Below are 15,715 nucleotides of genomic sequence, written 5' to 3'. Positions count from 1 at the left end.
CCGCCCAAAGCGAAAGGAAGTCTGAACATGAAGGTACTCGTGCCTGTCAAACGCGTGATTGACTATAACGTGAAGGTCCGCGTCAAAGCGGACGGAAGCGGTGTCGATCTCGCCAACGTCAAAATGTCGATGAACCCCTTTGACGAAATCGCCGTCGAAGAGGCCATTCGCCTGAAAGAAGCCGGTAAGGCGGATGAGGTCGTTGCGGTCTCGATCGGCGTAAAACAGGCACAGGAAACCCTGCGCACCGCACTGGCCATGGGCGCAGACCGCGCCATCCTGGTTGTCGCCGCCGATGACGTGCACACCGATATCGAACCGCTGGCCGTGGCCAAGATCCTCGCCAAGGTCGTCGAGGAAGAGCAGCCCGGTCTGGTGCTCGCAGGCAAGCAGGCGATCGACAACGACATGAACGCCACCGGTCAGATGCTGTCCGCACTGCTGGGCTGGTCGCAGGGCACCTTTGCCTCCGAAGTCGACATCGACGGCGACAGCGCCAAGGTCACCCGCGAGGTGGACGGCGGTCTGCAGACCATCTCGGTCAAGATGCCCGCCATCGTCACCGTGGACCTGCGCCTCAACGAGCCGCGCTATGCCTCGCTGCCGAACATCATGAAGGCCAAGAAAAAGCCGCTGGACGAGAAAACCGCTGCCGATTACGGCGTCGACGTCTCCCCGCGTCTTGAAATCGTCTCCACCACCGAACCGCAGGCCCGCTCGGCTGGCATCATGGTCGGTTCGGTTGACGAACTGGTTGCGAAACTCAAAGAAGCGGGGGCTGTGTAATGGCTGTTCTTCTCCTTGCTGAAGTGAATAATGGCGAACTGGCGATGGACGCCACCGCCAAGGCTGTCTCCGCCTCCAAGGCGCTGGGCGATGTGACCGTGCTTTGTGCAGGTGCATCGGCTGCTGCCGCGGGCGACGCTGCTGCCAAGATCGACGGCGTGGCCAAGGTGCTGGTCGCCGAGGACGCCACGCTGGGTCACCGCCTGGCCGAGCCGACTGCAGCGCTGATCGTGTCGCTGGCTGGCGATTACAGCCACATCGTGGCGCCTGCGACCACCGACGCCAAGAACGTGCTGCCGCGCGTCGCGGCGCTGCTGGACGTGATGGTGATCTCGGATGTGACCGCGGTTGTCGACGCCGACACCTTCGAGCGTCCGATCTATGCCGGCAACGCGATCCAGACCGTGAAGTCGAAAGACGCCAAAAAGGTCATCTCCTTCCGGACTTCGACCTTTGACGCGGCTGGTGAGGGCGGCTCTGCCGCTGTTGAAACCACCGGCGCAGCCGAGAACCCCGGCCTGTCCGAATGGGTCGAAGACAAGGTTGCCGAAAGCGACCGCCCCGAACTGACCTCGGCTGGCGTTGTTGTCTCCGGTGGTCGCGGTGTCGGCTCCGAAGAGGACTTCAAACTGATCGAAGGTCTGGCGGACAAGCTGGGCGCTGCAGTTGGTGCCTCGCGTGCTGCGGTCGATTCCGGCTATGCGCCGAACGACTGGCAGGTGGGCCAGACCGGCAAGGTCGTCGCCCCCGAGCTTTATGTCGCGGTCGGCATCTCCGGCGCGATCCAGCACCTGGCGGGCATGAAGGACTCCAAGATCATCGTCGCCATCAACAAGGACGAAGAGGCACCGATCTTCCAGGTTGCCGATTATGGCCTCGTGGCAGACCTGTTCCAGGCCGTCCCCGAACTCACCGAAAAACTGGGCTAAAATCCCAGTTCTGCCCGCCCATGCCCCGATTGCAAGGGCGGGCGACCAACTTGCCTGATGGAGGCCACACATGCAGCGCTTTTCGAAAATTCTGATCGCCAACCGCGGCGAGATAGCGATCCGCGTGATGCGGGCTGCGAATGAGATGGGCAAGAAGACCGTTGCGGTCTACGCCGAGGAGGACAAGCTTGGCCTGCACCGGTTCAAGGCGGATGAGGCCTACCGGATCGGCGAAGGCTTGGGGCCTGTGGCGGCCTATCTGTCGATTGATGAGATCATCCGCGTTGCCAAGGAAAGCGGCGCAGATGCGATCCATCCGGGCTATGGTCTGTTGTCGGAAAACCCTGATTTCGTCGATGCCTGCGCCCGCAATGGCATCACCTTCATCGGCCCCAAGGCCGAGACGATGCGCGCCCTTGGCGACAAAGCCTCGGCCCGCCGCGTCGCCATCGAGGCAGGCGTGCCGGTCATTCCCGCGACCGAGGTTCTGGGCGATGACATGGACGCCATCCGCAAGGAAGCGGGTGAGGTCGGCTATCCGCTGATGCTCAAGGCTTCCTGGGGCGGTGGCGGTCGCGGCATGCGGCCGATCCTCTCCGAGGCTGAGCTGGAAGAGAAAGTTCTGGAAGGCCGCCGCGAGGCCGAAGCCGCCTTTGGCAATGGCGAGGGCTATCTCGAAAAGATGATCACCCGCGCCCGCCACGTCGAGGTGCAGATCCTTGGCGACAAGCACGGTGAGATCTATCACCTGTTCGAGCGGGATTGCTCAGTCCAGCGCCGCAACCAGAAAGTCGTGGAGCGCGCCCCGGCGCCTTATCTGAGCGAAGACCAGCGCGCCGAGATCTGCGATCTGGGCCGCAGAATCTGTGCCCATGTGAACTATGAATGCGCCGGTACCGTCGAATTCCTGATGGATATGGAAACCGGCAAGTTCTACTTCATCGAGGTGAACCCCCGCGTTCAGGTGGAACACACCGTCACCGAGGAAGTCACCGGCATCGACATCGTGCAGGCGCAGATCCTGATCGCCGAGGGCAAGAGCATTGCCGAGGCCACCGGCAAGGCCGATCAGTCCGAGATCCGCCTGAACGGGCATGCGCTGCAGACCCGGGTCACCACCGAGGATCCGCTCAACAACTTCATCCCCGATTACGGCCGTATCACCGCCTATCGCTCCGCGACCGGCATGGGCATTCGCCTTGATGGCGGCACCGCTTATGCGGGCGGGGTGATCACCCGCTATTACGACAGCCTGTTGACCAAGGTCACCGCCTGGGCGCCGACCCCGGAGAAAGCCATCGCGCGGATGGACCGGGCCCTGCGCGAATTCCGGGTGCGCGGGGTCTCCACCAACATTGCCTTTGTCGAGAACCTGCTGAAGCACCCGACCTTCCTCAGCAATGAATACACCACCAAGTTCATCGACGAGACGCCGGAGCTGTTCAACTTCGCCAAGCGCCAGGACCGCGGCACCAAGGTGCTGACCTATATCGCCGACATCTCCGTCAACGGTCACCCGGAGACCGAGGGCCGCGCCGAGCCGAAAGCGGGTCTGAAGGATCCGCGCCCGCCGAAGGTCGAGACCGGCGCCCTGCCCTATGGCACCCGCAACCTGCTGGAGCAGAAAGGCGCCCAGGCGGTGGCCGACTGGATGAAGGCGCAGCGCCAGCTCTTGCTGACCGATACCACCATGCGCGACGGCCACCAGAGCTTGCTCGCCACCCGCATGCGCTCCATCGACATGATCCGCGTGGCACCCGCCTATGCACAAAGCCTCAGCCAGCTGTTCTCGGTGGAATGCTGGGGCGGAGCCACCTTTGACGTGGCTTATCGCTTCTTGCAGGAATGCCCCTGGCAGCGGCTGCGGGACCTGCGCGAGGCGATGCCCAACGTGATAACCCAGATGCTGCTGCGCGCCTCCAACGGGGTGGGCTACACCAACTACCCCGACAACGTGGTGCAGGCCTTTGTGAAACAGGCCGCGATCACCGGCGTCGATGTCTTCCGGGTCTTTGACAGCCTCAACTGGGTGGAGAACATGCGCGTCGCGATGGATGCGGTGGTGGAGAGCGGCAAGATCTGCGAAGGCACCATCTGCTATACCGGCGACATCATGGATCCGGACCGGGCCAAGTATGACCTCAAGTACTACGTCGGCATGGCCAAGGATCTGGAAGCCGCGGGCGCCCATATTCTGGGCCTCAAGGATATGGCGGGCCTCCTCAAACCCGCCGCCGCGCGTCAGCTGGTGAAGGCGCTGAAGGAAGAGGTCGGCCTGCCGGTCCACTTCCACACGCATGACACCTCCGGCATCGCCGGGGCGACCATTCTGGCTGCCGCCGATGCGGGCGTCGATGCAGTGGATGCGGCGATGGATGCGTTCAGTGGCGGCACCTCGCAGCCCTGTCTGGGGTCGATCGTCGAAGGTCTGCGCAACACCGACCGCGACACCGGGCTGGATATCGCCAAGATCCGCGAGATCAGCGATTACTGGGAACAGGTGCGGGCGCAATACGCAGCCTTTGAGTCTGGCCTTCAGGCTCCGGCCTCGGAAGTTTACCTGCACGAGATGCCGGGTGGCCAGTTCACCAACCTCAAGGCGCAGGCGCGCTCCCTGGGACTGGAAGAGCGCTGGCACGAGGTCGCCCAGACCTATGCGGATGTGAACCAGATGTTCGGCGATATCGTCAAGGTGACGCCCTCCTCCAAGGTGGTCGGTGACATGGCGCTGATGATGGTGAGCCAGGGCCTCAGCCGCGAAGAGGTGGAGGATCCGCAGACCGATCTCTCCTTCCCCGATTCCGTTGTCGACATGCTGCGCGGCAACCTCGGCCAGCCGCCGGGCGGCTTTCCGGCGGGTATCGTGGACAAGGTGCTGAAAGGCGAAAAGCCCAACCTCGAGCGCCCCGGCAAACATCTGGAGCCGGTCGATCTGGAAGCCACCCGCGCCGAGCTGTCCCAGCAGCTGGAAGGCAAGGCAGTCGATGACGAGGATCTGAATGGCTACCTGATGTATCCCAAGGTGTTCCTCGATTACATGGGCCGCCATCGCCAGTACGGCCCGGTGCGCAGCCTGCCGACACGGGCGTTCTTTTACGGGATGGAACCGGGCGAGGAAATCTCGGCCGAGATCGACCCCGGCAAGACGCTGGAGATCCGCCTGCAGGCCATCGGCGAGACCGATGAGAACGGCGAGGTGAAGGTGTTCTTCGAACTCAACGGCCAGCCGCGGGTGATCCGGGTGCCGAACCGTCTGGTGAAATCCACCACCGCTGCCCGTCCCAAGGCCGAAGCGGGCAACCCCGACCACATCGGCGCGCCGATGCCCGGCGTCGTCGCCTCGGTCGCGGTCCAAGTTGGCCAGCAGGTGCATGAGGGCGATATGCTGCTGACCATCGAAGCGATGAAGATGGAAACCGGCCTGCACGCCGAACGCGACGCGGTGGTCAAGGCCGTGCACGTCCAGCCCGGCGGCCAGATCGATGCAAAGGACCTCCTCATCGAGCTGGAGTAAGACACAAGGCCCAGACCACAAAACTACACTCGGATGCGCAGCGCCCCGGCCCCGTTAAGGCCGGGGCGCTGCCGTTGTCGGACCGGTTCACGGCCATACTCACCAGCTCCGGAAAGCTGCCATCGCGTTTTGTTATAACCGCTTGCACCCAATGGGATTGGTACCTGTGACCCCCTGCTGACATTCTGACGACGGCATCTTTTCAAAGCTGCCGCAGGATCCGCATCCCACGCGGGTTACCGGAAAACTCCGACGCAATCGTCGAATAAATTCAGGATGGAACATGGACGACGTCTTGTCACCGCCTGGGGCGCTTTCCAGCGCGCTTCAGGCCAATCCCCGCATTCCCTACCGGCTGGCGCATCAGCAGCCCCCTTTGCAGGGGCCGGGCGGCAAACGCCTGATCGTCAACCTGGTGGTAAACGTCGAATACTGGCCGTTTGATCAGGACATGCCGCGCAAGGTGCTGACCGCACCGCATGGGCGGGAGCAGGTCCCGGACGTGCCGAATTTCTGCTGGGCGGATTACGGCATGCGGGCCGGGATGGCGCGCCTTCTGTCATTGCTGACATCGCGCGGGTTGCCGGTGTCCGCCAGCGTCAACGCGACCGTCATCGACGCCTACCCCGATTGCGCCGAAGCGATCCGCGATGCTGGCTGGGAATTCATCGGTCACGGCATGCATCAGACCAGTCTGCAGGGCGGCCGCAGCGAAACGGATGTCATCCGCAGCACATTGCACAAGCTTGAGCAGTTCACCGGACGCCCCGTGCGCGGCTGGCTGAGCCCGGGACTGCGGGAAACCACGGACACCCCGGACATCCTCTCGGCCCATGGTGTGGAATACCTCTGCGACTGGAACGTTGATGACGTACCGCAGCGGATGCAGGCCATGCCGACCCCGCTGATTGCCATGCCCTACACGCTGGAGATCAACGACTCGGTTGTCTACGCCGTGGAAAAACACAGCTCTGCCGAAATGCTGAAGCGACTGCAGGCGACGCTGGCCTGTTTCGACAGCCCCGAGGAACCCGAAGGGGCACGGGTGCTTGGGATAGGTCTGCACCCGCATCTGATCGGCGTGCCCCACCGCTTCCCCTATCTGGTGCAGATGATCGACCTGCTGCAGGCCCGAGACGACGTCACCTTCATGACCGGATCGCAGATTGCCGACTGGTACACAGAGGAGGCAGCCCGATGAACCGAGATGAGCCCGAAATTCTGGACGGTTTCGCCGCGCGCTTCGCACCGCATCATACTGCGCTGCTGATCATCGACATGCAGAAGGATTTCTGTCTCGACGGCTATGCCACCAGCCAGGCCGGGCGACCGCTGGATGCCGCGCGGGCCATCATTCCCACCTTGCAAGACCTGCTGAGCGCAGCCCGCGCGGCAGGCGTTCTGGTCTGCCATGTTGGGTTCTGGACGCTGGAGCGGCACCGCAGCGATACCGCGCCCTGGCTGGCCCAGCGCAGGCGCGCCACCTATGCCTCGGACCGGATCGCGATGGAAGGCAGCGAAGGTGCCGAGTTCATCCCGCAACTGGCCCCGGAACCGGGAGAGCCGGTGATCCACAAGCACCGCTACAGCGCCTTCAAGGGCACCAATCTGGACACCGTGCTGCGCGCCCGGGGGATACGGTCGGTAGTGCCAACCGGCGTTTCGACCAACGTTTGTGTCGAAAGCACACTGCGCGATGCATTCGAGACCGGACATTACACCGCCCTGCCCCGCGACGGCTGCGCCTCGTGGAATCAGGAACTGCACGAAGCAACCCTCAAAACCGCCAATGCCCGCTTTGGACTGGTCTGCGACAGCGCCGACCTGATCAAGGCCTGGAAAGGAGCCCCCCAATGAAAGACGCAATGACCAAACAGGACAGCCTGACGGCCGAAGCCGCAGGTTTCGCCGCCAGCCTGGCCTATGAGGATATTCCCGCAGAAACGCTGCATATCGCCAAACGCTGCATCATCGACGGGCTTGGCGTCATGCTGGCAGGCACCGAGCAGGAAGCTCTGCAGGTCGCCGACCGTTACCTGCGCAAGGCCGGAGCGCGACCGGTGGCCCGGCCTGTCGGCAATCCGGATCTGCAGCTTTCGGCGCAGCAGGCGGCCTTCTGGAACGGGCTGGCCGGGCATGCGATGGATTGGGACGACACCCAGGTCGCCGAAGGTCCAAACCGGCCCTATGGCTTGCTGACCCATCCGACCGTGCCGCCGCTGGCCGCCGCCCTGGCGCTGGCCGAAACCAATCCTAAGGTCAGTGGCAAGGACCTGATCACCAGTTTTGTTGCCGGGGTCGAGGTCGAGTGCAAGATCGCCGAGGCGATCAATCCCGACCACTATAACCTCGGCTTCCACACCAGCGGCACAATCGGCACCTTCGGGTCGGCGGCTGCGGCAGCGCGGATGATCGGCCTGGATGGGGGTCGTACCGCGCAGGCCCTGGGCGGCGCGGCCTCGATGGCTGCGGGCATCCGCGCCAACTTTGGCAGCATGGGCAAACCGATGCACGTAGGACGCTCGTCGGAGAACGGCGTCACCAGCGCGCTGCTGGCGCAGGAAGGCTTTACCTTCAACGGTGAGGCGCTCGATGGCAAATGGGGCTATCTGTCGGTGGCGGGGCGCGGCGGCGAGCCGGACCTTGTGATGGGTCGCTTTGGCAACCCGTTCTCGCTGGGCGAACCGGGCGTCAGCATCAAACCCTATCCCTGCGGAGTTCTGACCCATCCGTCGATGGATACCATGAAGGCGCTGATGGAAGAGCACGCGCTGTCCCCAGAGGATATCGAAAGCGTCACGCTCTTTGCTTCAAACAACATCCTGCATCCGATCCGCTTCCGCATTGCCCAGACCGAACTGGAAGGCAAATTCTGCATGGCCTTCCTGCTGTCGGCGATCATCCTGACCGGTCGGGCAGGCAAGGCTGAATTCACCGATGCCTTCGTGCAGAGCCCGGAGTGCCAGGCTATGCAGCAGCGCGTCGAGACGCAGTTCGATCCCGATATCGCGGCGATGGGGCACGAAAAGATCCTGTCGCGGATTGAGGTGGTGACGAAATCGGGCAAGACCATTCAACGCTTCTCGGACGACCGCTATCGCGGCGGGCCGGACAACCCGCTGTCCGATGAGGAACTGGAAGGCAAATTCATGGATTGCGTCTCGGGGATCCTGTCCGACACACAGACCCGCAAGGTGCTCGATAGCATCTGGTCGCTCGACACATTGCCCAGTGCGCGCGGCCTTCTGGATCTGGTGAACGGCTGATCCCCCCAGTCCGGCGGTTTCGTTTTGTTCCGTGATCTTTCTGGTTTAAACTATGCCTGCCCCGGGCATCAGTCCGGCCGACAGATCGCAACGGACCATCACGAACCGCCGGACTTTTTTCCATGGAAATGCGCCAATTACATTATTTTGTCGCGCTTGCGGACGAGGCAAGCGTGTCACGCGCCGCCGTCAAACTGTCGGTGGCGCAACCTGCGATCAGCCGTCAGCTGAGACTTCTGGAAGAGGAACTGGGCGTGCCCCTGTTCCATCGTACCGGGCGCGGTATGAAACTGACCAGCGCAGGCCGTGTCTTTGATGGCCGCGTGCGCAAGATTCTGGCGGATATCGGAGAGATGGAGCACGATGTCCGTGCCTTGAAAGGCGTTATAGAAGGCAAGGTCACGCTTGGCGTGCCACCGACGGAAAGCCACATCCTGCTACCGCGCCTGCTCGACACCCTGCGGCGTGAACACCCGGGCGTCGATTTGCGCATCGTCGAGGCCTTCAGCGGTGATGTGAGCGAACTTCTGACCACCGGCCTTATCGATGTCGCCCTGTTCTACAAGGCACCGCGGACCAAGCATTATATCGCTGATGAGCTGCTGCATGAGAGCCTCTACCTGCTGCAACGCGGAGACACGACCGCCCCGCCAGAGACGCCGATCCAGATCACGGACCTTAAGGATTACCCGATGGTGCTGCCCAGCCGCCGCCACGGCCTGCGCGCGCTGCTTGACCAAGTCTGCAACGATATGGGCGGCTCCTTGACCGTGGAACACGAGGTGGACTCTCTGATGACCATCGTGCGCATGGTGGAAACCGGCAATGTCGCCACCATTCTGCCCTTCAACGCGGTACAGCGCGAGATCGCGGAGGGACGCATAGTCGCCACTCAGATCGATCCCATGCATCTGCGTCGGACATTGGTTCTGGCCACGACCACGCACCACCCGGTGCGGGCGTCGATGCGCATCGTCGCCCAGCTCTGCGGTGATATCGTGCATGATATGGCCGCCAGCAGCGAATGGCAGGGCATCTTGTCAAAGCGGCAGGCCGATTGACCGCGCTAGGTCGCCGGGCACGCCAGCTCCATCAACTGCCGCACGTCCTGAAGCCTGTCGAGATCTGCAATACGGTCTTCCAGCGCCACAATCCGCGCCTCCTCAAGCGGCTGCAGGGCCGCGCGGCAATTGGCACGAAACTTGTCAGAACGTTGCCCTTCCGAAACCGGGTTCGACGGATGGCCCAGCGCCTGGCCAATGGTTTCCTCAGCCCGGGTGCCATCTGCATAGGTGATAGAGACACGGCTGGGGCCAAAGGCACTTGGCTCTGCCATGTCAAAGGTGTCCACTTCGATCCGCGCAGCCAGGGCCAGGACCTGCGGATCGCGCAGGGCCTGCGAGGAGAAATGCGCGCCCGCCACATCACCCGCCAGAAGACAACGCGCAACGCAATATGAGAGGCAAAGGCGTGCGTAATTCGCAGGCATCTCCGGCCCGACCGGACGCCCTACCAGAGAATGGGCCACCGGCGATACGGTGACGGTCACGCGGTGCAGATCCTCCTCGCTGCAGGCACGGCGCCGCAACAAACGCAACACCGCCTCGATCGCGCCATGGGTGGCCCGACCAGTTGGAAAAGGCTTTTCGACCACGTCCTCGATCCGGCGGATGCCTGTCATGGCCGCAAGGGCCGTGAGCAGGTCGGCGCCATCCTCGAAGAGGTTGAAATAACCGAAACGTCCTTCCAGGGTATCCTGCGTAGCCAGAAGACCGGCGCGGGCCAGATCGACGGATTCGACCGCAGCGCGCGCATTAAAACCGATCTGCAGGGCGAGCAGCATGGTGCCCTCTTCATGGGCCTGCATTGATCCGCAGGATTGCGCATATTGTGCACCAAAGGCGTTGATCAACTGGGCACGGTCCAGATCTGCGATCTTTCCCGCCGCCGCCACCGCGCCGAAACCGCCCAGGACGGCGGGCCGGAAAAATTTCATCGGGGCCGTGCCCGCCAGCCCCAGGGTTGCAGCGACATCGACGCCCGCCACCACAGCCTCAATCAAGGCGCGTCCGCTGACGCCGCCGCGCGCCTCGGCGACGGCAAGGGCTGCGGGCAACACGGCCGTCAGCGCATGCACCACGGCATCCTCGTGCAGGCAGTCGAACTCTGAATTGTGAATGCAGTAAGCGTTATAGAGCGCTGCCAGACCTGCAGGGAAGCGCCCCTCCCGGCCAAAGACATGCGCATCTACGCCCTGCCCCCACCCGGCGCTCGATGCAAAAAGATCGCTGGTCCACTGCCCGGTGCTGCCGCCAAGCCCGACGCCGACCGTGTCCAGGATCAGCCGCCGCGCCGCCGCGCGGGTCTGTTCGGACAATACATCATAACGGGTTGCGATGACGTGATCGGCGAGGATTGCGATGGCATCCATGAAACTATCCTTCCTGTAAGACGCGGCGTCTGATCAGTTCATCATGTCCGGCAGCCACAATGCGATCTGCGGGAAGGCAACGACCAGACCAATCATCACCAGCATCATCCCCACGAACGGCAGGGTCCCGGACATCACATCATTCATCGACCCGCCATTGGGACGGGTGCTTTGCACCACGAACAGGTTCAGGCCGATGGGTGGCGTCACCAGCGCAGTCTCCAGTAGCAGCATCAGGATAATGCCGAACCAGACCGGATCGAACCCCAGCGATACCACGATCGGCGTAACGACCGGTACGGTGGCAATCATCATCGACAGGGTCTCCATGAAACAGCCCAGCACAATATAGAAGATCGCGATCACCAGGATCGTCTGATAAGGGCCAAGACCCAGGGTGCTGACGAAATGCTCCATCGCGGCCGCCAGACCGATTGCCGCAAACACAAGATTCAGAAAATAGGCAGCGATGATGATCAGGATGATCATCGCGGTGGTGCGCATGGTGCCTTCGAATGCGGTCAGCAGAACCGGGCGCGATAGCGCACCAAAACCCGCCGCCAGGATCAGGGCCGCGATCACACCCAGCGCCGCCGCCTCGGTCGGGGTGGCAAAGCCGGCGTAGATCGACCCGACAACCACGGCAAAGATCGCCGCCGGAGGCAGCAGATGTGGCAGGCTCCTGAGACGCGCGCCCCAGCTGGTGGCAATGCGTTTCCCGCCCCATTTGGGGTTCAAGAGACAAGCCACCGCAATCAGCGCCATGAACAGCCCGGCCAGCAATAACCCCGGCAGGATCCCGGCGAGATAGAGGTTCGGCAGCGAGGTATTGGTCATCACCGCATAGATGATCATGTTAATCGAAGGCGGGATCAGGATGCCAAGCGTCCCGCCGGCGGCCAGCGTGCCAAGGAACAGTCGTTCGTTATAGCCATAGTTGGGCACTTCGGGCAGCGCCACGGTGCCGACCGTGGCCGCAGTGGCAACCGAAGACCCCGAGGTTGCCGCGAACATGGCGGAGGTGCCGATATTGGAATGCATCAGCCCCCCGGGAAGCCAGCCCAGCCATTGCGACAATGCCATATACATCCGCGAGGAGACGCCAGTGCGCAGCAGGATCTCGCCCAGCAGAACGAACATCGGGATAGCGACCAGAAGATTATTGGTACTTGTGGACCAAGCAAGATCGCCCAGCGTGCGCACCAAGGGCATCGGAGAGTAGATTTCGGCCAAGATCAAGCCAAGGACGCCCATGACTGCAGCCACTGGCAGGCTGAGCAGGATCAGGACGATCAATGTGGTAAGAGCAGTGGCGAGCATAGCCGTTATCCTTGTCTCGCGTGGTTGAGGTCGGTCAGCATGGCATGTTCCTCGACCTCATCATCCACGGGTTTGATGCCTGCAATCCGGTTGATGCCTTCGGTATCACGGCGCCAGAGATATCCTAGCGAGCGCAGACACAAGAGCAGCAACGTCAGAACGAAGAAGACAAGCCCAGCCACCCACAGGGATTGCGGCAACCACAGCGGCACTTGCAGCGCAGAATTGGAACGCGATCCGAAATCAATGCTGTTTTTCAACAGCTGTCCGGCCCAATAGGTCACCAGGAGCATGAAGCCGGTCATTGCGCCGAGACTTAGAAGATCCAGCAGCGCGCGGACACGCCGGTTCGCGATATTGTAGAGAACGTCGATGCGGATATGGGCGTGTTCCAGCAGAGCAAATGACAGGGTCCAGGAGACCGTGACCGCCAGCACATAGCCGGTGATCTCGTTCATACCGCCAAGGGTCACACCAAAGAACTTGCGCAGGAGCACCTCAACCATGACCAGGAAACAGATCACGACCAGCGCAAGGCCGGAAACCCAGGTGGCAAGGCGGCTGAGCCTGCGGGCGCCGTTCAGCACCCGGTCCAGAGGCGTTCCCGCCTCTGGAGTTTGGGTATCTGTCGTCTCGTGACGCGACATCTCAGTTCACTTCCACGGTCATCCCGACGACCGGACCGATCGTGCGGTTGAACTCGTCCACGCAATCCTTGCCACAGCGTTCGGCCCATTTCGGCAGGATGACGTCCCGGGTAATTTTCTCCAGGAGCTTGTAGTCTTCCTCGGTGACCGAGACGAGCGTCATGTCGGCCTTGGTCCCGACCTCGCAAGGTTCAATGCCCACGTTGCAATTGATGCCGTCCTGGGTTTCCTCGCCCGCACCTTTCCAGATGTCGGCTTCCAGCGTGTTCAGCTCCTCTTGCAAAAAGGACTGGGTCTCCGGGTTGAGCCGGTTCCAGAAACCAAGATTCGCAGTGGTGACCATCGTGCTCCAGCCGACGGGCAGCGCATAAAGATGGGTCGAAACCTCGAACCACTTGGCCGAATTGCCTGACAGGGTGCCGGTGATGGCGCAGTCCACCACCCCGGTCTGCAGCGCGGGGATCACATCCGCAAAGGCCATCGTTACCCCGGTGCCGCCCAGCGCCGACACGAATTCCGACAGGGTGCGATTGCCGGTGCGGACCTTCTTGCCGGACAGATCGCTGAGGTCCTTGATCTCGCTGTTGCAGTAAAGAACCTGCGCCGGATAGGGCCAGGTGGCCAGGACCTTCACGCCGTATTTGTCCGCAAAATAGGAATCCAGAACCGGCTCATAGGCTTCGGCGATCGCATGGGCAGTGTGCACAGTCGGGGCCAGACCGGCAAGATCGGCGGCCTCGTTGCGGGCATCATCCGACGCAGTATAGCCAAGCACCGTGGTGCTGACATCCACCACCCCCTGGCCGGTCAGGCGCAAGATTTCGCCGCCCTTCAAACCCATCTGGTCAAAGCCGCGGGCATTGGCGGTGATCCGTCCCCCCGAGGCTTCGGGCAAGTGCTTGTCCCAGAATGCCTGTTCGTAGTTTTCATAGGACGACAAGAAGGAAACAGACCCCAGGACATTCATCTGGACGCTCTGGATTTCGGCCTGGCCTGCGGTTGCTGCGAGCGATGCAACCGCAAGAGCGGCGCCGATCCCGGTCAGCTTGGATTGAGGTTTCATCTCGGATATCTCCCTGATAGCGGTTCGGCGGCGATTTTTGGGTCCGGCACGCAAGGCCAGGCCACCGATCATTGTTGAGCATCACCAATGCTGGCGATGCTTCGAACCTACCGCCGTTTCGCCGAGACGCGAAAATCAACCAGATATGCCGAATTGTTATAGCTGTGCGCCCAAAGGAGCCTCAGGGGGATAACCTCTCCACCAAGTCGCAACCTCACGAGTCACATTTGAGTGATTGCTCAAATTCCACATTGAGTGATCACTCAAACTCTTTAGATAGGTCGCCACGCGGCGATCGCAGCCGCGCAGAGATCTGACGTCTCCAATCCAACCAAAAGGCACCAACCATGACCAACTTCCAGCTGCACACCGAAGAAACCGCCCCCGCAGACGCCAAGCCCATGCTCGCCAACTCCAAGGCTGCATTTGGCTTTATCCCTGGCCTGCACGCCGTGATGGCCGAAGCGCCCGGCCTGCTGGAAGCCTACCAGCGCGTGCATGAACTATTCTCCAACTCCAGTTTCGACGCAGATGAGCTGACGGTTGTCTGGCAGACGGTGAATGTCGAAAACGAATGCCACTACTGCGTTCCGGCCCATACCGGGATCGCCAAGAGCATGAGCGTCGATGATGCGATCACCGACGCGCTGCGCAACGGCACGCCGCTGCCCAATGCCCATCTCGAAGCCCTGCGGACCTTCACCCTGCAGGTCGTGCGTCAGCGCGGTGTCCTGAGCCCGGAAGAGGTTCAGGCTTTCCTTGATGCGGGCTTCACCAAGCGTCAGATCCTAGAAGTCGTCCTTGGCTACAGCCAGAAAATCATGTCGAACTATACCAACCACCTGGCCGATACTCCGGTCGACAGCGTGTTCGAGAAATTCGCATGGTCCGCTGACGAAAAGGCCGCCTGATGACACTGTCCGGGGCGGTCGGGATGCGATCTCCCCGGACATACCGCACAGGGTGACACGCGGCGTGTCCGTGCCTTAGCTATGGCCCTGGCCGATCTTTGGCGTGAAAACCTGACTTGCGGTTCTGATCATCCATGCACTATGCGCCAGGGGCGCTCTGCCCCTGGCCAACAACACGCACAAACACGAAAGACTCAACATGACGGATCAGCCCCTTCGCATCGATATCATTTCAGACGTGATGTGCCCGTGGTGCATTATCGGCTTCAGTCAGCTGGCACAGGCGCTGAAAGAGACCGGAACAGACCACGAGATCCACTGGCATCCCTTCGAGCTGAACCCCGAGATGCCTGCCGAAGGGCAGAACATGCGCGAACATATCATCGAAAAATACGGCTCCACGCCTGAGCAATCGGAACAGGCCCGGGCTCAGATGACTGAGCTTGGCAATGACCTTGGCTTTAGCTTCGCCTTTTCCGAAGACACCCGCATGCACAACACCTTTGCCGCGCATCAGCTGCTGCATTGGGCGGAGGAACAGGGGCGCGGGCACGACCTGAAAATGGCGTTTTTCTCCGCTCACTTCACCGATGGCCGCAATATGTCGGATCCCGAGGTTCTGGCCGATGTCGCAGGCGAAATCGGGCTCGACCGGGCAGAGGCGCTGGCCGTGCTGCAGGATGAACGTTTCGCCACCACAGTCCGCGAACGCGAAGGGTTCTGGCTGCAACAGGGCGTGCGCGGGGTGCCTGCCATGGTGTTTGACCGTCAGCATCTTGTCACCGGTGCACAAGGCGTTGAAAACTACTCACGCATTCTGGACCACCTGGCAAAACAAGAGGCCTGAT

General features: G+C 61.9%; 13 protein-coding genes. 9 read left to right on the top strand and 4 right to left on the bottom strand.

What is annotated here, in order from left to right; translation table 11 throughout:
- Positions 1-27 precede the first annotated feature (27 nt).
- The 7 genes from AC5SSZ_RS00550 to AC5SSZ_RS00520 all read left to right on the top strand — a co-directional run bounded on the left by AC5SSZ_RS00550 (position 28) and on the right by AC5SSZ_RS00520 (position 9,556).
- Positions 28-786: an electron transfer flavoprotein subunit beta/FixA family protein gene (locus AC5SSZ_RS00550; protein WP_065271505.1), complete on the top strand. Its 759-nt coding sequence runs from the start codon at positions 28-30 to the stop codon at positions 784-786.
- On the top strand, positions 786-1,715 hold the full coding sequence (locus AC5SSZ_RS00545) for an electron transfer flavoprotein subunit alpha/FixB family protein (protein ID WP_495436131.1): 930 nt from the start codon (positions 786-788) through the stop codon (positions 1,713-1,715). The genes AC5SSZ_RS00550 and AC5SSZ_RS00545 overlap by 1 nt, the downstream gene beginning before the upstream one ends.
- Before the next feature lie 70 nt (positions 1,716-1,785).
- A complete protein-coding gene (locus AC5SSZ_RS00540) occupies positions 1,786-5,229 on the top strand; it encodes a pyruvate carboxylase (RefSeq protein ID WP_495436129.1) in 3,444 nt (1,147 codons plus the stop codon).
- A 283-nt stretch (positions 5,230-5,512) separates the two neighbouring features.
- Positions 5,513-6,430, top strand: a complete 918-nt coding sequence (locus AC5SSZ_RS00535) for a polysaccharide deacetylase family protein (protein ID WP_495436127.1) — start codon at positions 5,513-5,515, stop codon at positions 6,428-6,430.
- Positions 6,427-7,086 (top strand): cysteine hydrolase family protein, encoded by a 660-nt coding sequence (locus tag AC5SSZ_RS00530; RefSeq protein ID WP_495436125.1) that lies wholly within the window; start codon positions 6,427-6,429, stop codon positions 7,084-7,086. The genes AC5SSZ_RS00535 and AC5SSZ_RS00530 overlap by 4 nt, the downstream gene beginning before the upstream one ends.
- Positions 7,083-8,495 (top strand): MmgE/PrpD family protein, encoded by a 1,413-nt coding sequence (locus tag AC5SSZ_RS00525; protein WP_495436124.1) that lies wholly within the window; start codon positions 7,083-7,085, stop codon positions 8,493-8,495. Before AC5SSZ_RS00530 ends, AC5SSZ_RS00525 begins: the two co-directional genes overlap by 4 nt.
- Positions 8,496-8,617: 122 nt before the next feature.
- Positions 8,618-9,556, top strand: coding sequence for a LysR family transcriptional regulator (locus AC5SSZ_RS00520; RefSeq protein WP_495436121.1), 939 nt, complete (start codon positions 8,618-8,620; stop codon positions 9,554-9,556).
- Positions 9,557-9,561: 5 nt separating this feature from the next.
- On the opposite strand, the gene AC5SSZ_RS00515 is transcribed toward AC5SSZ_RS00520, so the two are convergent.
- Genes AC5SSZ_RS00515 through AC5SSZ_RS00500 form a run of 4 tightly spaced genes read right to left on the bottom strand, consistent with a single transcriptional unit; the run spans position 9,562 to position 13,956 of the window.
- The gene (locus AC5SSZ_RS00515) at positions 9,562-10,926 is read right to left on the bottom strand and encodes an MmgE/PrpD family protein (protein WP_495436119.1); all 1,365 of its coding nucleotides are present in this window, start codon (positions 10,924-10,926) and stop codon (positions 9,562-9,564) included.
- 33 nt (positions 10,927-10,959) lie between these two features.
- Entirely contained in the window at positions 10,960-12,246 is a 1,287-nt protein-coding gene (locus AC5SSZ_RS00510; protein ID WP_495436117.1) for a TRAP transporter large permease, read from the bottom strand.
- Positions 12,247-12,251: 5 nt separating this feature from the next.
- Positions 12,252-12,893, bottom strand: a complete 642-nt coding sequence (locus AC5SSZ_RS00505) for a TRAP transporter small permease subunit (RefSeq protein WP_065271400.1) — start codon at positions 12,891-12,893, stop codon at positions 12,252-12,254.
- A gap of 1 nt (position 12,894) precedes the next feature.
- Entirely contained in the window at positions 12,895-13,956 is a 1,062-nt protein-coding gene (locus AC5SSZ_RS00500; protein WP_065271401.1) for a TRAP transporter substrate-binding protein, read from the bottom strand.
- Between the two features lie 347 nt (positions 13,957-14,303).
- Between AC5SSZ_RS00500 and AC5SSZ_RS00495 the strand changes: the two genes are divergently transcribed.
- A complete protein-coding gene (locus tag AC5SSZ_RS00495) occupies positions 14,304-14,867 on the top strand; it encodes a carboxymuconolactone decarboxylase family protein (protein WP_495436115.1) in 564 nt (187 codons plus the stop codon).
- 199 nt (positions 14,868-15,066) lie between these two features.
- Complete coding sequence (locus AC5SSZ_RS00490; RefSeq protein ID WP_274866840.1) at positions 15,067-15,714, top strand: DsbA family oxidoreductase; 648 nt, start codon at positions 15,067-15,069, stop codon at positions 15,712-15,714.
- Position 15,715: the final 1 nt, after the last annotated feature.

The sequence above is a fragment of the Phaeobacter sp. CC-HEC084 genome, assembly GCF_059429255.1.
The sequence above is the reverse complement of the archived record's forward strand: the minus strand, read 5'-3'. Positions and strand labels throughout refer to the sequence as shown.